16 protein-coding genes and 1 pseudogene are annotated in these 20,824 nt (G+C 74.0%); 5 read left to right on the top strand and 12 right to left on the bottom strand.

Annotated elements, in window-relative coordinates:
- Positions 1–218: 218 nt before the first annotated feature.
- Positions 219–902: a response regulator transcription factor gene (locus ACQYWQ_RS10565; RefSeq protein WP_431034028.1), complete on the bottom strand. Its 684-nt coding sequence runs from the start codon at positions 900–902 to the stop codon at positions 219–221.
- A gap of 159 nt (positions 903–1,061) precedes the next feature.
- Here ACQYWQ_RS10565 and ACQYWQ_RS10560 point away from each other — a divergent pair, with 159 nt between their 5' ends.
- Positions 1,062–1,955: a DUF3152 domain-containing protein gene (locus ACQYWQ_RS10560; RefSeq protein WP_431034027.1), complete on the top strand. Its 894-nt coding sequence runs from the start codon at positions 1,062–1,064 to the stop codon at positions 1,953–1,955.
- A 55-nt stretch (positions 1,956–2,010) separates the two neighbouring features.
- Here ACQYWQ_RS10560 and ACQYWQ_RS10555 read toward each other — a convergent pair whose 3' ends face one another.
- Entirely contained in the window at positions 2,011–3,012 is a 1,002-nt protein-coding gene (locus ACQYWQ_RS10555) for a sigma-70 family RNA polymerase sigma factor (protein WP_431034026.1), read from the bottom strand.
- A 101-nt stretch (positions 3,013–3,113) separates the two neighbouring features.
- Positions 3,114–4,556, bottom strand: a complete 1,443-nt coding sequence (locus ACQYWQ_RS10550; protein ID WP_431034024.1) for an MFS transporter — start codon at positions 4,554–4,556, stop codon at positions 3,114–3,116.
- Positions 4,557–5,355: 799 nt separating this feature from the next.
- Here ACQYWQ_RS10550 and ACQYWQ_RS10545 point away from each other — a divergent pair.
- Together ACQYWQ_RS10545 and gdhA are read left to right on the top strand one after the other, a co-directional pair.
- Positions 5,356–6,252 carry a LysR family transcriptional regulator gene (locus ACQYWQ_RS10545; RefSeq protein WP_431039140.1) on the top strand — a complete coding sequence of 299 codons (897 nt, stop codon included), beginning with the start codon at positions 5,356–5,358 and terminating at the stop codon, positions 6,250–6,252.
- Positions 6,253–6,408: 156 nt separating this feature from the next.
- Positions 6,409–7,740, top strand: a complete 1,332-nt coding sequence (gene gdhA, locus ACQYWQ_RS10540) for an NADP-specific glutamate dehydrogenase (RefSeq protein ID WP_431034023.1) — start codon at positions 6,409–6,411, stop codon at positions 7,738–7,740.
- A gap of 287 nt (positions 7,741–8,027) precedes the next feature.
- On the opposite strand, the gene ACQYWQ_RS10535 is transcribed toward gdhA, so the two are convergent.
- Positions 8,028–8,459, bottom strand: a complete 432-nt coding sequence (locus ACQYWQ_RS10535) for an ATP-binding protein (protein WP_431034021.1) — start codon at positions 8,457–8,459, stop codon at positions 8,028–8,030.
- Positions 8,460–8,598: 139 nt separating this feature from the next.
- On the opposite strand from ACQYWQ_RS10535, the gene ACQYWQ_RS10530 reads away from it, so the two are divergent.
- On the top strand, positions 8,599–9,939 hold the full coding sequence (locus tag ACQYWQ_RS10530; RefSeq protein WP_431034019.1) for a hypothetical protein: 1,341 nt from the start codon (positions 8,599–8,601) through the stop codon (positions 9,937–9,939).
- A 41-nt stretch (positions 9,940–9,980) separates the two neighbouring features.
- Here the strand turns inward: ACQYWQ_RS10530 and ACQYWQ_RS10525 are convergent.
- From ACQYWQ_RS10525 to ACQYWQ_RS10515, 3 genes and pseudogenes are all read right to left on the bottom strand, one after another.
- Positions 9,981–11,198, bottom strand: a pseudogene (locus tag ACQYWQ_RS10525) (helix-turn-helix domain-containing protein); the annotation flags it as partial.
- A gap of 186 nt (positions 11,199–11,384) precedes the next feature.
- Positions 11,385–11,867 (bottom strand): hypothetical protein, encoded by a 483-nt coding sequence (locus ACQYWQ_RS10520; RefSeq protein WP_431034017.1) that lies wholly within the window; start codon positions 11,865–11,867, stop codon positions 11,385–11,387.
- Positions 11,868–11,871: 4 nt separating this feature from the next.
- Positions 11,872–12,618, bottom strand: a complete 747-nt coding sequence (locus tag ACQYWQ_RS10515) for an alpha/beta hydrolase (protein ID WP_431034016.1) — start codon at positions 12,616–12,618, stop codon at positions 11,872–11,874.
- A 121-nt stretch (positions 12,619–12,739) separates the two neighbouring features.
- Between ACQYWQ_RS10515 and ACQYWQ_RS10510 the strand changes: the two genes are divergently transcribed.
- On the top strand, positions 12,740–13,909 hold the full coding sequence (locus ACQYWQ_RS10510; RefSeq protein WP_431034014.1) for an adenosine deaminase: 1,170 nt from the start codon (positions 12,740–12,742) through the stop codon (positions 13,907–13,909).
- A gap of 1,670 nt (positions 13,910–15,579) precedes the next feature.
- Here ACQYWQ_RS10510 and ACQYWQ_RS10505 read toward each other — a convergent pair.
- The 5 genes from ACQYWQ_RS10505 to ACQYWQ_RS10485 all read right to left on the bottom strand — a co-directional run bounded on the left by ACQYWQ_RS10505 (position 15,580) and on the right by ACQYWQ_RS10485 (position 20,795).
- Entirely contained in the window at positions 15,580–15,795 is a 216-nt protein-coding gene (locus ACQYWQ_RS10505) for a PspC domain-containing protein (RefSeq protein WP_431034013.1), read from the bottom strand.
- Positions 15,796–15,907: 112 nt separating this feature from the next.
- Positions 15,908–16,501: a VanZ family protein gene (locus ACQYWQ_RS10500; RefSeq protein WP_431034011.1), complete on the bottom strand. Its 594-nt coding sequence runs from the start codon at positions 16,499–16,501 to the stop codon at positions 15,908–15,910.
- 1,168 nt (positions 16,502–17,669) lie between these two features.
- Positions 17,670–18,329 carry a hypothetical protein gene (locus tag ACQYWQ_RS10495; protein ID WP_431039139.1) on the bottom strand — a complete coding sequence of 220 codons (660 nt, stop codon included), beginning with the start codon at positions 18,327–18,329 and terminating at the stop codon, positions 17,670–17,672.
- A complete protein-coding gene (locus ACQYWQ_RS10490) occupies positions 18,307–20,121 on the bottom strand; it encodes a sensor histidine kinase (protein WP_431034009.1) in 1,815 nt (604 codons plus the stop codon). Before ACQYWQ_RS10490 ends, ACQYWQ_RS10495 begins: the two co-directional genes overlap by 23 nt.
- Positions 20,118–20,795, bottom strand: a complete 678-nt coding sequence (locus ACQYWQ_RS10485) for a response regulator transcription factor (RefSeq protein WP_030998865.1) — start codon at positions 20,793–20,795, stop codon at positions 20,118–20,120. The genes ACQYWQ_RS10490 and ACQYWQ_RS10485 overlap by 4 nt, the downstream gene beginning before the upstream one ends.
- Positions 20,796–20,824: the final 29 nt, after the last annotated feature.

The following is a 20,824-nucleotide window of genomic DNA, read 5'->3' as shown; positions in this document are numbered from 1 at the left end:
GGGCGCGCGTCGGTTCTTCCGCGCGGGTCATGCGGCGGGGTCCTGGCGGCGGGACCTGGCGGGTTCGCGCGGGGCGGCGGGGGTGCGGGGTCCAGGCGCGTCCCCCGCACTCGCGTTCCCCGCACGCGCGTTCCCCGCACGCGCGTCCCCCGCACGCGCGTCCCGCGTGCTCGCGGTCCCCGTGCGCGTGTCCCGTGTGTCCCGCGCGTCCGCGGCTGTCATCCGGCGCTCCCGCCGCGGAAGCGGTAGCCGAAGCCGCGGACCGTTTCGACGTGGTCCGCCGCGGCGGCGAGCTTGTTGCGCAGGCGCTTCACGCACGCGTCGACCAGGCGGATGTCGCCGTGGTAGCTGTGCTCCCAGACCGCCTCCAGGAGTTGCTGGCGGCTGAGGACCTGGCCGGGGGACGCCGAGAGCGTGAGCAGGAGGCGGAGTTCGGAAGGGGCGAGCGGGACGGGGGTGCCCTCGTGCGTGACACGGAGGCCCGTCCGGTCGATCGTGAGGGGGCCGTGCGTCTCCGGCGGCGGCGTGCCCGGCGCGTCGAGGCGGCGCAGGACCGCCCGGATGCGCGCGTCGAGCACGCGGGCCCGTACCGGCTTGACGACGTAGTCGTCCGCGCCCGCCTCCAGCCCGACCACGACATCCACGTCGTCACCCCGCGCGGTCACGATGAGCAGCGGCACGTGCGCCCGCTCCGGCGTGCGCAGCCTCCGGCACACCTCCAGCCCGTCCATGCCGGGGAGCATCAGGTCGAGGACGACGACCTCGGGCACGGCCGCGGCGAAGGCCGCGAGCCCCTCCTCGCCGCTCGCCGCCGCCCGCACCTCGTGCCCCTGACGCCGGAGCCCGAGGGTGACGGCCCTGCGGACGGGCTCGTCATCCTCGATGAGCAGTACGCGGGACATGCGCCCAGTATGCGTGTGCGGAGGACGATCATCCGTTCGGGTGAGGGCGTGCGTACGGCGGTTGTTACGGAACGGTCTTACGGGCGGCCCAGCACGGTGACGCCCGCTGTGCAGCCTGAAGCGGCTCCGTCGCCGACACCGAGGAACCCGGCCCGCCTCATGCGCCCCACGAAACCCGCCGCCCGTGACTCCCGCACCGCCCGCCGTTCCGAGGCCCGCAGGGCCACGAGCCGCAGGCAACGCCTGTTCGGTCTCGCCGCGCTCGCCGTCGTGACCCTGCTCGCCGCGGGCCTCGTCGCGCGCGGCGGCCACGGCGAAGGGAGCGACGCGGGTACGCGGGCGGGGGTGGCGGACACCTCCCGTACGAGCCCTTCGCCGGAGGCGGAGCGAACCGAGGCGCGCGGCAGACCGGGCACCTCGCCGGGTACGGACGAGTCCCCGAAGGCGAAGCCGTCGGCGTCCTCCGAGAAGCCCCCGGGGCCGGGGCCCAAGAGCGGCACCGGCACCTTCACCACCGCGTCGGCGAGCGGTGGCCGCGTCGGGCACGGCACCACCGTGCGCCGGTACACCGTGCAGGTCGAGGGAGGCAGCGGGATATCCGCGACGGAGGCGGCACGCGAGATCGAGCACGTGCTCGCCGACCCGCGCGGCTGGACGGCGAACGGGCGCGACTCCTTCCAGCTCGTCGGCTCCGGCCCGCACGACTTCGAGGTGAAGATAGCGACGCCCGACACGGTGGACCAGCTGTGCGGGCAGGCCGGTCTCGACACGCACGGCGAGGTCAACTGCGACGTCGGCAGCCAGGTCATCGTCAACCTCAAGCGCTGGCTGACCGGTTCACCCGAGTTCTCCGGGCCCGTCGAGGAGTACCGCGCGCTGATCATCAACCACGAGGTCGGCCACCGCATCGGCCACGGCCACGAGACCTGCCCCGGCCCCGGGAAGCCCGCGCCCGCGATGATGCAGCAGATCTACGGGCTCAAGGGCTGCGCACCGAACGCCTGGCCGTACGACAGCGACGGGACGTACCTGGGCGGGCCCCCGGTGTCCTGACCCGGGCGAACCGTACGCGCCGCGCCCCCCCGCCTCCGTACCGGCCCGCACCCCCTCAGTCCCCCACGCCCCTCCCCTCCGCGTCGAGCCGCGCGGGCAGTTCGAAGAGCGGGAACCAGCGGGCCGTGTCGAGGAAGCAGTGCACGCCCCTGACCCGGCCCGCGTCCAGGTCCATGACCTGCACCGCCCAGGGCGTGTAGCCCGAGCCGTCCGGCTCCGGGTGGTACTGCGCGAAGGCCGGGGCGCCGTTGGCGACGGTCGGGACGAGGCGCGAGCCCCGGCAGACGGCCCCTGTGCCGAGCATCCAGCCCGTGACGTTCTCCCGGCCCGCCAGCCACAGGTCGTACGGGGGCATGGACATCACGGCGTCCTCGTGGAGCAGCGCCGTGAGCGCCTCCATGTCGTAGCCCTCGAAGGCGGCCACGTACCGGTCGAGGAGCGCGCGCTGCCCGGGATCGAGCGGGGCGAGGGGGTCTGCGGGACGCACCGGGTGCGCGGCCAGGGTCGCGCGGGCGCGCTGGAGCGCGCTGTTGACGCCCGCGACGGTCGTGTCGAGCAGCTCGGCGACCTCCCGCGCACGCCAGGCGAGGACGTCGCGCAGGATGAGGACCGCGCGCTGCTTCGCGGGCAGGCGCTGGAGGGCCGCGACGAAGGCGAGACGCACGGAGTCGCGCAGCGCGGCCGTCTCGGCGGGGTCGGCCGGATTCGCGGGGAGCACCCGCGCGTCGGGCACGGGCTCCAGCCACGTCGGCTCGGCGCGCGCCTTGAGGACGGCGCTCGCGGCGGGCTGCGGCGCGGTGAGGTCCATCGGGAGCGCGCGCCTGTGCCCCGCGTCGAGCGCGTCGAGGCACACGTTGGTCGCGATGCGGTAGAGCCACGAGCGCAGCGAGGAACGGCCCTCGAAGGAGCCGAGCGCCCTCCACGCCCGCACCATCGTGTCCTGCACCGCGTCCTCGGCCTCGAAGGGAGAGCCGAGCATCCGGTAGCAGTACCCCGTCAACTCCCTGCGGTACTCCTCAAGACACGCGTCCGCAACGGTCGCTCCCGCCTCGCCCACGACACACCCCCGGCCCGGAAAAGAACGGCATCGGAAAACCCGCCCCGCACCGGCGCGACGACGGTCCTGCGGACGCTACCCGCCCCCACTGACAACGGCCCTCACGCCCGCCGTGCCGTCACCGTCCCCACCAGCACGACCCCCACGACCCCCACCACCGCGAGCAGCCCGAGGAGCACCGTGCCGCTCCACCCCGCCGCGTGGTACGCGCTCGCGCCGAGGGTGCCGCCGACGCTGGAGCCGAGGTAGTACGCGGACTGGTAGAGCGCGGACGCCTGGGCGCGCCCCGTACGGGCCGTGTCGCTCACGGACGAGGACGCGACCGCGTGCCCCGCGAAGAAACCGGCCGTCACGAGCACGAGCCCCGGCAGGACGCACCACAGCGGCCCGCCGAGCGAGACGAGCAGCCCTGCCGCCGTCGTACCCGCCGCGAGGTAGAGCGCACCGCGCCGCCCGGCGCGCCGTACGAGCCTTCCCGCGGCCGCCGAAGAGCCCGTACCGACGAGGTAGACGAGGAAGACCGAGCCCACGAGTCCTTGCGGGAGCGCGAGCGGCGGGGCCGAGAGGCGGTAGCCGATGACCGTGTAGACCGCCCCGAAGACGGTCATGAAGAGCCCGCCGATCGCGTACAGGCGTAGCAGCAGCGGGTTCGCGAGGTGGCCGCGCACGGTCCTGACGAGCGCGCGGGGCGCGAGCGGCACGGGCGCGAAGTGGCGGGGCGCGGGCAGGAGGGCGCGGAAGGCGAGGGCGCAGCCGAGCGCGAGGACCGCGACGGCGCCGACGGCGGCGCGCCAGCCCCACCCCTGCGCGACCCAGCCGGTCAGGACGCGTCCGCTCATGCCGCCGACGCTGTTGCCCGCGACGAAGAGACCGATCGCGGCGACGAGCGCCTTGGGCCGCACCTCCTCGGCGAGGTAGGCCATCGCGGAGGCGGGCAGCGCGGCGAGCGCGGCGCCCTGCACCGCGCGGAGGGCGATGAGGCTGCCGAGGGTCGGGGCGAAGGGGGCGAGGAGGGCGAGCGGGACGGCGACGCACAGGGCCGCGGTCATCATCGTGCGCCGCCCGAAGCGCTCCGAGAGGGCGCTGAGCGGGACGACGGCGAGCGCGAGGGCGCCGGTCGCCGCCGAGACGGTCCAGCTCGTGTCGCTCGCGCTCGCGTGGAAGTCGTCGGAGAGGAGGGGGAGAAGCGCCTGCGTGGCGTAGAGGAGCGCGAAGGTCGCGACGCCCGCGAGGAAGAGCGCGAGCGACATCCGCCGGTATCCGGGACCGCCGGGGTGGAGACGGCGGTCGGGGACGGGGGACGCGGGGGCGGTGGTCTCGGGGGTGGCGGGCTCGGGGGTGGCGGTGGTCTCGGGGGTGGCGGACCGAGGGGTGGGGGAGTCGGCGGTGAGGGACCGGGGTGGGGTGGAAGAGACGGTGCCGGGGGAGGCGGCGGGTGTGACGGGGTGTACGGCGTCCGGGCGGCGCGGGGTGGCGGGTGTGACGGGGTGTACGGCGTCCGGGCGGCGCGGGGCCTCGGGCGCCTCGGTACTGACGGCAGGCATGGCCCGAACGTACGAAGCCCTGTACTCATGCGTCCAATGCATGAAAACGTGGCAATCAATCCGTGGCAGCATGACGGCAGGTGAGGGGTGGTACGGGGGCTGGGCAACGCCTGCCGGATCTCTGCCACGTTCTTGCTCCGCAGCGGCCCCGCACCTGCCACACCCTGCCGGATCTCTGTCACCCACCCGCCACGCCGCCACGCCTCCGCCACGACACTGCCGTATCCCTGCCACTCACCTGCCGCGCCTGCCCCGTCTCTGCCATCACCCCCTGCCACCCCTGCCACCCTGCCAGGTCTGGGTCTGGCACCCCTGCCCTCCCTGCCACCCGTGCCGCCGCTGCCACGCTGCCGCGTCCCTGACAGGCGCCTGCCACCTCTTACCTGCCAGGCCCTGCCCCATCGCTGCCATCGCCCTGTTCCACCTCTGCCATCCGTGCCACCTCTGCCATCTGTGCCGCCCCTGCCACCTCTGCCACCCGTGCCGCCGCTGCCACGCTGCCGCGCCTCTGACAGGCGCCTGCCACCTCTTACCTGCCAGGCCCTGCCCCATCGCTGCCACCTACCCGTGTCGCCCCTGCCACCCCTGCCACCCCTGCCGCGCACTGCCATTCCCCTGCCGCCCACTGCTGCCTTCCTGCCCCACCCCTGCCACTCCGCCCCCGAGGACCCTCCCCGTGACCAGCCAGCCCCCGCCCCCGCTCCCCTCACTTCCCCCGTCCCCTCCGCTCCCTCCGCTCCCCCCGCTCCCCGAGCCCTCCCGCCCCGTCGCCGCGCTCGACCCCGAGTCCTGGGCCACCGTGCTCGCCCCGCGCCTCGCGCACTTCGCGGGTGTGGCGCGCAGTGAGCACGTGACGCGGGCCGCGCACGAGATGCGGATGCCGCAGTCGACGCTGTCGCGTTCGCTCGCGCGGCTCGAAGAGGACCTGGGCGTCGCGCTGTTCGCGCGGCGCGGCAGGACGCTCGCGCTCACGCCCGCGGGGCGGACGTTCCTGGCGGGCGTGGAGCGGGCGCTCGGCGAGGTGGAGCGCGCCGCGGACGAGGTACGGGCCGACGCGGACCCCGCGGCGGGCAAGGTCGCTTTCGGCTTCCTGCACACGCTCGGCCCCGAGACCGTCCCCGGGCTGCTCCGCGCCTTTCGCGCCGACCACCCGGGTGTGCGCTTCTCGCTCGTGCAGAACTACGGCGAGGCGATGCTCGAACGGCTGCGCGCGGGCGGCCTCGACCTGTGCCTGACCTCGCCCGTGCCGCAGGAAGCGGGTCTCGTCGCCCGCCGTGTCGACGAACAGCGCCTGCACCTCGTCGTCCCCGACGACCACCCCCTCGCCGCCCGTCGCCGCGTCCGCCTCGCCGAGGCGGCGGGCGAGACGTTCGTGACGCTCGAACCGGGCTACGGGCTCCGCAGGATCACGGACGACCTGTGCGCGGAGGCGGGCTTCCGGCCCCGTATCGCCTTCGAGGGGGAGGAGGCGGAGACGCTGCGCGGACTCGTCGCGGCGGGCCTCGGCGTGGCCCTTCTGCCCCCGCCGGCCGTCCCCCGCCCGGGAGTCGCCGAACTGGGCATCACCGCGCCGCGCGCCGTCCGTGAGATCGGCCTGGCCTGGCGCGAGGGCGCGCCCGACACGGCACCGGTGGCGGCCTTCAAACGGTTCCTCCTGGGCAGGCGGGGGCTGCTGCTGCCGAGGGGGGAGGGATAGAGCGGGAGGAGCCGAGGGGGGGAGGGGTGAACGGGACGGCCCGTTGGGACAATATGAGTGTCACCACGGACGTCCTCAATGGCGAGGGGGACCGTCGGCGCCTCAGGGACGGGGCGCCACCGCACGCGCGATACCGACCCACGGAAGGTAGTCCGTATGACTCTCGTCGAGCCGCTGTACGCCGAGATCCTTCGCCGCAACAGGGGCGAGCACGAATTCCACCAGGCGGTGCGAGAGGTCCTGGAGACGCTCGACCCGGTGCTCGAACGGCGGCCCGAGCTGGTCGACGCGCGGATCGTCGAGCGGCTCTGCGAGCCGGAGCGGCAGATCGTCTTCCGGGTGCCGTGGACGGACGACGCGGGCGACATCCACGTGAACCGGGGCTTCCGCGTCGAGTTCAGCAGCGTGCTCGGCCCGTACAAGGGCGGACTGCGTTTCCACCCCTCGGTGGACCTCGGCATCGTGAAGTTCCTCGGCTTCGAGCAGATCTTCAAGAACGCGCTCACGGGGATGCCGATCGGCGGTGGCAAGGGCGGCGCGGACTTCGACCCGAAGGGCCGTTCGGATGCCGAGATCATGCGGTTCTGCCAGTCGTTCATGACGGAGCTGCACCGCCACATCGGCGAGTACACCGACGTGCCCGCGGGCGACATCGGCGTGGGCGGCCGTGAGATCGGCTACCTCTTCGGCCAGTACCGGCGCATCACCAACCGCCACGAGTCAGGGGTCCTCACCGGCAAGGGCGTGACGTGGGGCGGCTCCCAGGCGCGCACCGAGGCGACCGGGTACGGCTGCGTGATCTTCACGGCCGAGATGCTGCGCAGCCGCGGCGAGTCGCTCGACGGGCAGACCCTCGCTGTCTCGGGCTCGGGCAACGTGGCGATCTACGCGATCGAGAAGGCGCAGCAGCTCGGCGCGACCGTCGTGACGTGCTCCGACTCGGACGGGTACGTCGTGGACGAGAAGGGCATCGACCTCGCGCTGCTCAAGGAGGTCAAGGAGGTGCGGCGCGGCCGGATCGCCGAGTACGCGGAGCTGCGCGGCGCCACGTTCGTCCCGGGCGCGGGCGTGTGGAACGTGCCCTGTGACGTGGCGCTGCCGTGCGCGACGCAGAACGAGCTGACCGAGGAGGACGCGCGCACGCTCGTACGCAACGGTGTCAAAGCGGTCGCCGAGGGCGCCAACATGCCGACGACCCCCGAGGCCGTGCGCGTCTTCCAGGAAGCGGGCATCGCCTTCGCCCCCGGCAAGGCCGCCAACGCGGGCGGGGTCGCCACGAGCGCCCTGGAAATGCAGCAGAACGCGTCCCGCGACTCCTGGACCTTCGCCTACACGGAGGAGCGGCTCGCCAAGATCATGCGCCACATCCACGACGCCTGCTACACCACGGCGGAACGCTACGGCGCCCCGGGCAACTACGTGGCGGGCGCCAACATCGCCGGCTTCGAACTGGTCGCGGACGCGATGCTGGCCCAGGGCCTGATCTGACACCCGCCTCCGCGCCGGACGACCTGAGGAGCGTCCGGCGCGGGGACGGCGGCCCCGGCAGCCGGGCGGCGTCGGGGGGGCGTCCGGCGCGGACCGGGGAGGGCCGACGCGGAGAGCCGCGGCAGGTCCGCGCCGCGCCTACGTGGAACTGCGCGGCGGATGATGCGGGTGCCGCTTGACGAGCACGCGGCAATCGGTGGCACGGGAGTGGTCCCCCACGGCCTCGGCGGCCCGCTCCGCACGCCTCAACTCGGCGCAACGCGGGCACTCTTCACGGTGCGGGGCGCTCACGCCCGTACCTCCGCCCAGACCCGCTTGCCCCACGGTTTCGGCTCCGTGCCCCAGCGCTCGGCGAAGGCGGCGACCAGGAGCAGCCCGCGCCCGGTGAGGGCGTCCGGGGCGGGGGTGCGGCGGACGGGACGGGTGCGCGAGGAGTCGGAGACGGCGCTCTCGATTCCGCCGCCTTCGCGTCGCGTCACGGCGACGCGCACGACCTCTCCGCACGCGTGCGCGACCGCGTTCGCGACGAGTTCCGAGACGACGAGCGTGGCGGGCCCGCTGAGCGAGCGGCAGCCCCAGGCGGCGAGCGCATGCCGGACGAGGCGTCTGGCGGCCTCGGCCGACTCCTCCGTGCGGGGCAGGATCTCGTGATAGGCGGGCGGGCCCACGCCGGAGGCGCCTACGGGGTGGTGATTGAGCAGGGTTTCGCGCTGGGGCATGGGTGGTCCGGTCCCGGGAGAGCTGACGAAGTCGGGGGTACTCACGAGAGGTAACCGCTTGATGACCCTGCGGCGGTACGGTGGTGGGGCCACGTGACCGTGAACACCGTGAACGCCCTACCTCGGCGGGGAGTTGAGCATGGCCCGGAAGCAGCGCATCCCGAATACGCGACTGGCCGCCCTGATCGCGGAGGCCCGGTGGACACGAACCCAGGTGGCGCGTCAGGTGAACCGGCTCGGTCCGCAGGCGGGCCTGGACCTCACGTACGACCGCACCGCCGTCGCGCACTGGGTGGCCGGGACGCCGCCGAGGCCCGAGGTGCGCCCCTTGATCCTGGAGGCGCTGTCGGCACGGCTCGGCAGGCCGGTGACGCACGAGGAGGCCGGACCGCGACCAGGGAGCGGGGCCGGTGATGTGGCGGGGGACCCGGTCGAGGCGCTGATCGACCTGAGCCGCGCCGACATGGACCCGTCCCGCCGTGCCGTCCTCGCCACGAGCCTCTTCTCCGCCGCGCTCGCCGTCCCCGCCTTCCAGCAGAGTGCGCACGCCGCCGAAGCCGCGTCCGCCGCCGCGACGACCCGGATCGGCCCCGCGCAGGTCACCGCCGTCCGGACCATGACGGACCGCATCGCGGACATCCTGGACGAGTTCGGCGCGGGCCACGCGCGCCCGATGGCGGCGGCCTTCCTCGTCAACACGGTCGGCCCCTGGCTGCGCGCCTCAGGGCCCGAGCCCGTACGAAGGAACATGCTCGCCGCCGCGTCCGACCTCACGTACCTCACCGGCTGGATGGCGATGCACGAGAACGCGCACGGCCTGGGCCGGACGTACTACGTGAAGGCCCTCGGTCTCGCGGAAGCCGCCGGGGACCGGATCACGTACAGCCGCACACTCCGGGGCATGTCGCTCCAGGCGTCGAGCCTCCGCCACGGCCGACTCGCCCTGGAACTCGCCGACTCGGCTGCCGAAGCCGCGCCGTCCGCGGGCCCCCGCCTCCTCGCCTTCCTGCGTGGCCAGCAGGCCCACGCCGCCGCACTCACCGGCGACCGCCGCCGCGCCCACGCCCACCTCCACGCGGCGGAGACCGCCCTCGCGCGCGCCGACAACCGCCGCGACGCGATCGGCGGCTACGACCGCACGGCGTACCTCTTCCACGTCGCCCACGTCCTCGCCGAGGAGTCCGACTGGACGGGCAGCATCACGGCGCTCGAACAGTCGATCGCGGTCCAGCCGCCGCAGGAACGCCAGTCCAAAGCCCACGCCTACGCGGTACTGGCCCAACGCCACTACCGCATCGGCCACTTGGACGCCGCCTGCTCCGCGTGGTCCCGCTTCCTCGACACGTACGCGCACGTCTCGACAGCCCGGGGAGACGACCACTTCGCCACGCTGCGCCGCCAGTTGAGGCCCCACGCGCGCGCCCGAGCGGTACGGGAACTGGGGGAGCGGGTGCGGGAGGTGGCGGCGACGAAGGCGTAGGAACGCGGGCGCCGGGGCGGCGGCTGTCGCGGGCGGCGCCATCCGGCGTGGTGGAAGCGGTTGGACATGCTGCGCAGGCGTTCGCGCGTGGCCGCGCGTTCGGCGTGGCCGATGGTGCGGAGGGTCGCGCGGGCGAGGGGGTGGTTGCGGATGAGTTGGGGGGCGAGACGCTCGGCCGTCTCCAGTTCGCGCAGGGCGTTGTCGCGGTGGCCGTCCCACATCCACGCGCGGGCGAGGTCCATGTGGTGGTGGCCGCTGCGGGAGTGGGGGAGGGCTTCGACGAGGGCCGGTGGAGTGCGGCGATTTATGGTCAATGCCCTTGTGTGGTCGCCCATTTCCATTGCGACGCTGATCGCGTGAAGGTGCACGTTGCCCGGCGAGAAGGTGAGCGCGTGGCGGTCGTGGACGGGGCGGGCGCTCAGGCGTGCCGCAGCGTCCTTGGCGTGCGCGAGGCGTTCCTCGGCCTCGGTCCTGCTCCCGGCCCTGGCGGCGGAGACGGCGGCCCGCAGGTGGAGGGAGCCCCAGGCACGTACGGCCAACTGCTCTCCGCTCTCGCACTGTCGCTGTACCTGGGCCAGTGCCCGGTCGGAGAGTGCCAGCGCGTCGTGCCAGTCGGCCGTGGCCCACATGTCCCACACGCGCATCCAGTCCGTCACGGCGGGGAGTACGGGGTCCCCGGAGCGGGCCGCCGCCCAGGCCGCACGCTCGCACGTCATGGCGATCAGTTCGGGGTGCCCGAGTGCGTGCTCCGCCGTGTGCGCGAACGTGCGGGCGACCGCGTACACGCCGTACGCCTCCTCGCGTTCCCGGCCGTCACTGATCTCGGCCAACGCCCTTGGTCCCCGCAGGAGATCGGGCAGTACGCGGAGGATCGACGTGTTGGCCACCGCGTCCCGCAAGCGGTGCGGCCGGGCCGTCTCCTCCCACAGGCGGGCGGCGTCGCGCGGCGTGCCGTCGAAGACCGGGAGGAGGTCGTAGCGCCGCGGTTCGCGCAGGATCGACGCGGCGGCAGCCTGCCACTGGTTCCCGGAAGGCGAGGTGTCGTACGGGCGGCCGATCAAGTCGTTCGGATGCACGTGGAGTTCGGCGGCCATCTGGTTGAGCAGGCTCACCCGGTCGAGTTCGATGTGCCCTCGCTCGACCCGCGAGACCCACCCCTGCGTCTTCCCGAGCGCCGCCGCGAGGTCGGCCTGCGGCATCCCGAGTCGCAAGCGCGCCCGCCGCACTCGCCGTCCGATCTCCTGCGCCTCGTCGAGCATCACGCCACGTCCCTTGCGCCGTGCGGTGCGGATCTCAGCCGCGGCGGCATGCCTCGTCGCGGACCGCCGTATTCACGAAGGTACCGGCCGGTCAGGAGCGGATGGGGCGGAAAGCCCGCAGCGCGGGCGAGGCGCATCGCCCGCCTATGCCCCTTGCGCGGGCGCCGCTCCCGCCCCCCGCTCGTCTCAGAGCCCCGTGCCGAAGAACTCCGCCGCCGTGTCGACGAAGCGGTCGTGCGCCGCGCGGGCTCGCTCCTGCGCCGTTTCCCGTTCGCGGAGCGTGGCGGCTTTCCTCATGCCGTACGTGGCCGTGATCATCGCGTCGGCCGCCGCCTTCACTCTCGGGTGGGGGAGCGGCAGGCGTACGCGGGCGTAGGGGCGCTTCACCGCGAGCCTGGTTGCGCTCGAAGCCGCCCGGAGTCCGGCTGCCCTCGGGCCCGTACCGGTCTCGGTTCCCGCACCGGAGCACTTCGCCTCGCCGCGCAGCCACAGCGCCCGGCGGTGCGCGGAGTCGGCCGCCGCGAGGTCCGCCACCGCGTCGAGCGCGTCCTGCCCGGCCCGGGCGCGGGCCGCCGTGCGTTCGGTACGGCCCGCCGCCAGGTGTGGGAAGACACCCGTCACCGTCGCGCCCAGCAGCGTGCCCAGGACCGCGAGCGCCGTCGTCACCACGGAGTCACCCTCGCAGCGTCTCCCCGAACCCCGCCGCCAGGGGCATCCGCAGGCCCAGCGGCGGCGGGGCCGCCAAGGCGTCCTCGACGGTGCGGGCGTAGGGGAGGCCGCAGAGGGAGCCCAGGGTGAAGTCGCAGGCGAGGGCGAGGATTTCGGAGCGGTAGCGGCGCAGGGAGTGACCGTCCGTATGGGCCTCGAAGCGGCACACGTCGCGGTTCGCCTTCTTCGCGCGCTCGGCGAGGCGGAAGGAGAGTTCGGGGTCGGTGCGGCGGTCGTCGGTGCCGTGGACGAGGAGGACGTGGCGGCCCGCGAGGTGCCTGACCGGCTCGGGTTCCTCCGCCGGATCGTCCTCGGGGAGGCGGGGGGCGAGGGCAAGGACCGTCGTGACGGCCTCGTGCCCGGCCGCGCGCAGCGCCGCCCGCGCCCCGGTCCCCGCGCCCGCGAGCGCGAGCGGCACATCGCCGTGCCGCCGTACGCTCTCGTCCGCCGCCCAGCGCGCCGCCCGCTCGGCCGACTCCACCGGGTCGCCGCCGCCCGGCAGCCGCACGCTGTACGTGGCGAGCCCGGCCGACGCGCCGCGCCGCGCGAGCGCCCGCGCCAGGCGCCGTACCGTCGCCCCCGTCCCGAAACCGTCACCGGCCCGTCCCGTACGCGAGGGCAGCACCAGGACGACGGCGTTCACCGCCTCGGGGCCCGCTCCCGTCATGCGCCCCAGGCGCGGGGTGTCCTCGGGCGTCGTTCGCTGTGCCATAGAAGAACCTTGACAGAAACGAGACCGGAGGCTGCCCGTCCGCAGGGTCACTGTTGGATATCGGCGCACCATTCCCGCGCTATGTCTACGCGCGTAGGCGAAGGGCGGTTAGAGTGCCGCCATGACACGCCCCACCCCTTCCGGTACCCCGGGCGCGGCCACCGACCGTGCCGTCAAGGCCGCCCGCGCACTGCCCACCGCCGATCAGATCCTGCGTGCCCCCAAGGTGCTGCTCCACGACCACCTGGACGGCGGACTGCGCCCCGCGACCGTCGCCGAACTCGCGCGCGACGCCGGGTACGAGGGGCTGCCCGAGACCGATCCCGAGAAGCTCGGCATCTGGTTCCGCGAGGCCGCCGACTCCGGCTCCCTGGAGCGGTACCTGGAGACCTTCGCGCACACGACCGCCGTCATGCAGTCCCGCGACGCGCTCTTCCGCGTCGCCTCCGAGTGCGCCGCCGACCTGGCGGCCGACGGCGTCGTCTACGCCGAGGTGCGGTACGCCCCCGAGCAGCACCTCGAAGGCGGGCTCAGCCTCGAAGAGGTCGTCGAGGCCGTCAACGACGGTTTCCGCGAGGGCGAACGCCTCGCCGCTGCCCAGGGCCACCGCATCAAGGTCGGCGCGCTCCTCACCGCGATGCGGCACGCCGCCCGCTCCCTGGAGATCGCGACGCTCGCCAACACCTACCGCGACCGGGGCGTCGTCGGCTTCGACATCGCGGGCGCCGAGGCGGGCTTCCCTCCCACCCGCCACCTCGAAGCCTTCGAGTACCTCAAGCGCGAGAACAACCACTTCACGATCCACGCGGGCGAGGCCTTCGGGCTCCCCTCGATCTGGGAGGCGCTCCAGTGGTGCGGCGCCGACCGGCTCGGCCACGGCGTCCGCATCATCGACGACATCACCATCGCCGAGGACGGCACCGTCTCGCTCGGCCGACTCGCCTCGTACGTACGGGACAAGCGCGTCCCGCTGGAGCTGTGCCCCACCTCCAACCTCCAGACCGGCGCCGCGAGTTCCTACGCCGAGCACCCCATCGGCCTGTTGAGCCGCCTCAAGTTCCGCTGCACCGTCAACACCGACAACCGCCTCATGTCGGGGACGACGATGAGCCGCGAGTTCGGGCACCTCGTCGACGTCTTCGGCTACACCCTCGACGACCTCCAGTGGTTCACGGTCAACGGCATGAAGTCCGCCTTCCTCCCCTTCGACCAGCGCCTCGCCATGATCAACGAGGTGATCAAGCCCCGCTACGCCGAACTGCGAGCCGAATGGCTCTTCCAGGGCGCGTGAGGGATCGGGGCGGGGCTTGAGCGCCTGAGTTGTCCGGGGGGGCGGGGGCTTGGGCCAGCTGGGGGCGGGGAGGCGGCGGGCGCTGGGAGGCGGCGGGGGGTTGGGGTGCGGGTGCGGGTGCGGGTGCGGGTGCGGGTGCTGGTGCTGGTGCGGGGCCTGGGCGCCGGGCGCGTACGCCGTGAGCGCTCACAGCCCCTTCCGGCCCCAGGCTCTCCGCGAGTCCGCGGGGGCTCTCCGTGCGCAGCACGCGTTCGCCCCCCGGCAGCGGTACGTGCGGGACGATCCCCGTCCACCGGGCGGGGATCGCCCTGGCCCCGTGCCTGGCCCCGTGCCGGGTCCCGGCGAGTCCTCCCGGGACCACCGCCACGGTGTCCGTGTCGCCCCCCGAGACCCACCCGCCGCCTCCAGGCCGTCCGTCGTACGCGGTGCCCACACCGTCGCGCCGGGGCACGGCCAGACGGCGCCATTGAACTCGCAGGTCTCGTCGGGGTGTCACGGGGGGCGAGCACGGTGGCGTGGCGGGCGCGGTGCTCGGGGTACACGTGACCGAGGACTTCGGGAGCGCGGCGAGCGGATCGGCGCGGGTCGGTGCGGGGCGGCGCGGGTCGGCGCGAGCCGCACGAGGTCGTGGAACCGTCCTGCCCTCCCGGCCGACGGGTCGCCGTGCGTGAGCGCGGCGAGCCGCCGCCCCCGCGTCCATCGTGGCGGCACGCCCGCCCGGCGCGAAGTACCGGGCGGACCTGGGGGCCCGCAAGAGCGCGCCGTTCCGGCGGGGCGGCGGATGGCGACCCGGAAGTGCGGCGCGACCGCCAGGCGCCACGGGTCCTCACCGCTCAGTACGTCCTCCGTCCGGAGCCCGATGTCCTTGGGCTCACCCGGCGCCCACCGCGCCCACCGCGTCCACCGCGGGAACGGCTGGAGACGTACGGCAGATCGAGCCCGCCCCGCTCCCGCAACGCCCCTCGACCAGCACGGCCCTCTGCGTGTCACCTGCAGCCTCCCCCGGTTCCCACCCGCTACCCCCGCACCTCTCCCTACCGGCCCCCACCTCCGGGAAGCGCGCCGCGAACGCCCCCTCGCGGCCGAACTCGGAGGGCGCTCCGCGCGCATGCCCCGAAAGGGCATGAGGTGACGCCGAGTCGGTCGTCCGGCAGCCAGCGCCGACAGCGGACCTGGCTGTGTGACGAGTGAGCCGATGAACGGCGGCGCCCTGTCGGTCTATCGGTCGTTCCCACCGTTCCCCAGCGGCGGCCGGAGCGGGCGGCAGCCGAGCGGGCCGCGACCTCCCCGGCGGCGGAACGCGTCGGCTGCCCGCGCTGTGGTGCCCCCACGGTGCGGTGCCCCCACGGTGCGGACGCGTTGGACCACGACTGGCAGTGAGGCTCCCCCGCTTCGAGACCACCGCCCGCGACCCGGAACGCGGCGGGACCGGTGCGGCGGAACCGTCCACGCTCGATGCCCCCGAGCACCCGGTGAAGTGGATCAGAGCCCGCCTCCTGACACCGGGCGTCACCGGTACTCACGCGCGGCCGTCCGCGTCGACATCGTCCGCTCACGTTCCACAACCGCACCGGCTTTGCTGCCCCCGTCCCGCAGGCCCGGAGCCGCCGGCCCCGTCCGAGCGGCGCGACTCCTGGCGGGAACGCGCTCCCCTCGCGCCACCGTGCCGCTCACCACGCCGGGTGCGCGGAGCCGCCCGCCTTCTTCTCGTTCGGGAGCAGTATCCACAGGGCCAGGTAGACGAGGAACTGGGGACCGGGGAGGAGGCAGGACGCGACGAAGATGACGCGCATCGTGGTGGCGGAGATACCGAAACGCTGGGCGAGGCCGGCGCAGACGCCCGCGATCATGCGGCCGTGCGTGGGGCGGACCAGGGCGGTGCTCATGGTGGGCTCCTTGGCGAAGATCGGCCGGGGCCGTCGTCCGGCCCCGGCGGGGACGCCGTCCGCGCCCCCGACACCTTCCACGCTACGGGGACGAACCAGGACGAGCATCCCCCTAAGGTGCCGTACCGACCCTGGTAATTCTCGGGGTCGAACCCTGAGAAACCCCTCCGGGACATCCCTGAGGCGTCTCAGGGTTCTCCTCCTCGGGGCGGAGGGGAAGCGGTACCGGAGAAGGAGCGGCGCGCCGAAGCCTGGCCCTGCGGCGGACAGCCGGTACGACCAGCAGGTGAGCCGTCGCCGTGCCCACGAGCGCGAACACCACCGAGTCGATGTCCACCCGCTGCCCCGGCACCCCCGTCTGCGCGATCTCCAGGAGCATCGCGAGCACCCCGCCGGCCAGCGTCGTCCGGCACAGCGACGCGAAGGCCGAGACCTCGACGCGGCCCCCGGCGAGCGGCAGCAGTACCCCGAGCGGCGCGAGCAGCCCGAGACCCGTGGCAAGGGGGCGTACGGCGCCGGGGAAACCGAGCGCCAGATCCGCGCGGACCGTCGCGAACGGCGTCGTGTTCGGCGCGCTCACCCACGGCACGTCGAGCGGCCGCAGCGTGTACCAGCCGACGAACAGCAGATGCCCGAGGAGGAGTACGACCCCCGCCGCGCGGTAACGAACGGTCCGCGCCCCGCCGTCTGGCCCTGGCTGCTGCACGCCCCCAAGGACGCGCCCCCCGCCTCGCCCGGTTCCGGCCCGCCCCCCGCCGACCGTGTGGGCGTCCTCACCCCGGCGCACCCCCGACAGCGGGAACCGCCCGCGCCCCCACCGCGCCGCCTGCCAGGCCGCTGCCTACGCCCCTGCCACCTGTGCCACACCGCCTGCCATGCAGCACCCTGGCTGCCATGCTGTCTGCCGGGGCTGCCACGGTCGGCCGTGGGCTGTCACGGCTGCCAGCCGGGCTGCCAGAGCTGTCTGCCGCCTGCCCGGGCTGCCACAGCTGCCCGTCGGCTGCCACTCCGCCTGTCGGGGCTGCCACAGCTGCCAAGCTGCCCGTCGGGGCTGTCACTGGCCGCCGGAGCTACTGTCACGGCCTGCCGCAGTGGTCTGCCTGCCGACTGCCATGCTGCCCGCCATCTGTCAGGCAGCTGCCAACTCCTGCCACCCGTGACACGCTGTCCGCGAGACCACTCCTGCCAGGACCCCGCGCCGCGTGTCAGCTCACCCACCACTTGGCACGCTGCCTGTCAGGGCTGCCACTGTCTGTCGCAACTGCCTGCCTGCCTGCTGCCATGCTGCCCACGTCCTGTCAGGTCACTGCCCACGCCTGTCACCCGTGACACGCTGCCCGCGAGGCGACTGCCAGGCCCCGCGCCGCGTGGCAGCCGACCAGCGCACCCACCGGCTGCCACTGCCTCCCGCCTGCCGGGGCTGCCACTGCCTGCCACAGCTGTCACCCGCTACCACGCGCCTGCCTGCCTAGGGCAGCTGCCCACCGGCTGTCACGCTGCCTGCCCGGACTGTCACTGCCTGCCACCGGTGTCTGCCTGCTGCCACACTGTCCACCGCCCGCCAGGTCACTGCCTACGACCTGCCACTCGTGACACGCCGCCCGCCAGGCCGCCGCCAGGCCCCCACACCACTCGCGAGCCCACACCAGACCCCTGGCCGAACCCCCTCCACCCCCGCGCCCAGCCCGCGCCCCAGGCACGCTCCCCACCTCACCCCCGCGCACACCTCACGCCCGCCCTGCGCACACCCATCCCGCCCCACGCGGCGCACGCCACGCCACGCCACACGCACGCCACGCATGCCACATGCACGCCACGCTTGCCACGCGGCGCACGCCACGTCACGCACACCCGTGGCGCACGCCAGCTGCCCGCTACCCCACCGGCATCGTCGGCACCGTCGGTACCGGCGTGTGTGCCGGGTTCGCGCGCAGTTCGCGGTCGCAGGCGTAGGCCCGTACCGGGCTGCTGCCCGGGCCTCCGAGCAGCACCGTGTCCCGCGCGGTCGCCGCCGCGCTCTCGCCGAGCGTGCACACGAGTTGGGCGAGTCCCGGGCTCGTGAGCGCGGCGGGGTCGACGCTGAGGCGCAGCGTGTGCGCGGGGTCGCCGGGGCGCGGCCCGGTGAGGGCCGTGCCGCTGGGCACGGCGGAGGTGAAGTGGGCGAGCCGCTCGGCCTCGGAGGGTTGCAGGAGCAGCTGGTCGAGCAGCTGCCGCGCCACCGCGACCGGCCCCGGCGCCGGCTGTTCGGAGAGGTATCTGTTCACGACGACGAGCTGCGCCCCGCACACGAGGTAGACCTTCGCGGGCGTCGTGCGCGGCGGCTGCGAGGCGCTGTCCTCGTCGAGTACGCAGGGCAGCCGCGAGGGCGCGGGTCCCGCGTCCGTCGGCACCTCGGTCGGCCTGATGCCGCAGCCCGCGAGGAGCAGTACGAGCCCGGCGAACGCGCCTGACGCGCGGACGGCCGCGGTACGGCACCCGCGCCGCCCCTCGCGCGCGGAGGGCCCCGCGCCGTCAGCGCCCCACCGCACGGCCACCGCCGTCCCCGTCATCCCCGTCGCCCGACCCGCCGCGGTCCGCACCGCCGTGGTCCGCACTGCCGTGGTCCGCCCCGCGCACCGCACCCGCCGCGCCGCTCCTCGTGTCCGTGCTCGCACCCGCACCCGTACTACCTGTACCCGTACCCGTACCGTCACCCGTATCCGTGGCCTCGCCGTCGACGGGGCCGCCGTCGCCCGCCGCGTCCTCCGAGCCCGCCGCGCCGCCGTCCCTCGGTAGCCGGAGCGTGAACACGGCGCCGCCGTACGGGGAGTTGGCCGCTGTGATGTCGCCGCCGTGGATGTGTGCGTTGGCCTGCGCGATCGAGAGGCCGAGGCCGCTGCCCTCCGAACGGGGGCGCGAGGCACTGGCCTTGTAGAAGCGGTCGAAGACGTGCGGCAGGACGTCCTCGGGGATGCCCGGGCCGTGGTCCCGTACCCGGATCACCAGCGAGGGCCCTTCGACCCGCACCGAGACCCGCACGGGGGAACCGCCGTGCTTGAGCGCGTTGCCGATGAGGTTGGCGAGGATCACGTCGAGGCGGCGCGGGTCGACGCGCGCCATGATGCCGCGTTCCGCGTCGAGTTCGACCGCGTCGAGCCAGGCGCGCGCGTCGATGCACGCGGTGATCTGGTCGGCGATGTCGACGTCGTCGCACACGAGCCGCGCGGTGCCCGCGTCGAAGCGGGTCACCTCCATCAGGTTCTCCACCAGGGTGTTGAGCCGCCGCGTCTCGCTCACCACGAGCCGTACCGCGGGCTCGATCATCGGGTCGAGCGTGTCGATCTCTTCCTCAAGCACCTCTGTGACGGCGGTGATCGCGGTGAGCGGGGTGCGCAGTTCGTGGGACATGTCGGCGACGAAGCGGCGGCTCGCCTCCTCGCGTGCGCTCATGTCGGCGACGCGCTGTTCGAGCGCGGCCGCCGCGTCGTTGAACGTACGGGACAGCTCGGCGAGTTCGTCGGTTCCCGAGACCCGCAGCCGGGTGCTGAGCTTGCCCTCCCCGAGGCGCTTGGCAGCGATCCCGAGGCGGTGCACGGGCTTGAGCACGGTCGTCGCCGCCGCCTGGGCGAGGAGCGCGGCGACGAGCAGCGCGAGCGTCGTCGCGATTCCCAACGACCAGGCGAGCGACTCCAGATCGTCGGCCTCGGCGCTGAGCGACTTGCGCAGGTAGCCGGTCGGGCCGCCGTCGCTCACCTCCGCCCCGGCGATCAGGTACGGCGTGCCCTTCACGTCGACCCGTTGCCAATACAGGTGCGAGGACGCCTTGTTGGTCGATGAGAGCTTCTGCTTGCGCGCGACGGCTTCCCGCAAGGTGTCGGGCACGTCGTCGAGCGAGAACGAGCCGGGTGCCGAACTCCCCGTCACCGTACGGCCCTTGGCGTCTCGGTCGACGAGTACGACGTCATAGTGCTGCCCCGAACGGGACATCGCGCGGGCCGTGCGCGCCAGGTCCTCGCGCGTCGGGTCGGGCGGCACCGTCCGGTCGGGGCTGGCCAGTTGCTCCTTGAAGTCGTCGAGCGTGTTGTCCTGGGTGCGGGTCAGGACCGCCTCGCGGTTGAGCCAGTACGCGATACCGGACGCCGAGACGGCCGCGGTCAGCGCGACGAGCCCGAAGACGAGGACGAGCCGCAGCCGCAGGCTCGTGAACCGCACGCCCGAGGCGAGGAACCGTCGCAGTCGTCCGCCGGCGTCCCGCGTGGCCGCCCCGCCCCCGGTGGACGAGGCCCCGCCCCCGGTCTCCTCCCGCCGCTTCGTTCGGTCCCGCCGCTCGCTGTCGCCTCGCCTCACTGCGGCGCGTCCAGCCGGTAACCGACCCCGCGCACCGTGCGGATGAGTTTCGGCGACGAGGGCACGTCCTCGACCTTGGCGCGCAGCCGCTGCACGCAGGCGTCGACGAGTCGCGAGTCGCCGAGGTAGTCGTGCTCCCAGACCAGGCGCAGGAGCTGCTGCCGGGACAGGGCCTGTCCCGGGCGGCGGCTCAGTTCGAGCAGGAGCCGCAACTCGGTGGGTGTGAGCTGGAGTTCGGTGCCGTCCTTGGAGACCGTCATTGCCGAACGGTCGATCACGAGGTTCCCGAAGACCGCCGAGTCGCTCGACTCGCGCTCCCCGCGCCGCAGCACCGCGCGAATCCGCGCGTCGAGCACCCGCCCCTGCACCGGCTTGACCACGTAGTCGTCGGCGCCGGACTCCAGGCCGACCACGACGTCGATGTCGTCGCTGCGCGCGGTGAGCAGGATGATCGGCAGCTGGTCGGTGCGGCGGATACGGCGGCACACCTCGAAGCCGTCGATTCCGGGCAGCATGACGTCCAGAACGATCAGGTCCGGTCGTTCTTCACGCAGTTTCGTCAGCCCGTCCTCGCCCGTGGCGGCGGTGGCCACGCGGTGCCCCTGGCGGGTCAGGGACAGCTCAAGGGCCGTACGGATGGCGTCGTCGTCCTCGATCAGCAACAGGGAAGGCACCCGGTCATTCTGTCCCACAGCTGTCCGGA

It is taken from the genome of Streptomyces sp. P6-2-1 (assembly GCF_050613165.1).
Lineage (GTDB): Bacteria > Actinomycetota > Actinomycetes > Streptomycetales > Streptomycetaceae > Streptomyces.
The sequence above is the reverse complement of the archived record's forward strand: the minus strand, read 5'-3'. Positions and strand labels throughout refer to the sequence as shown.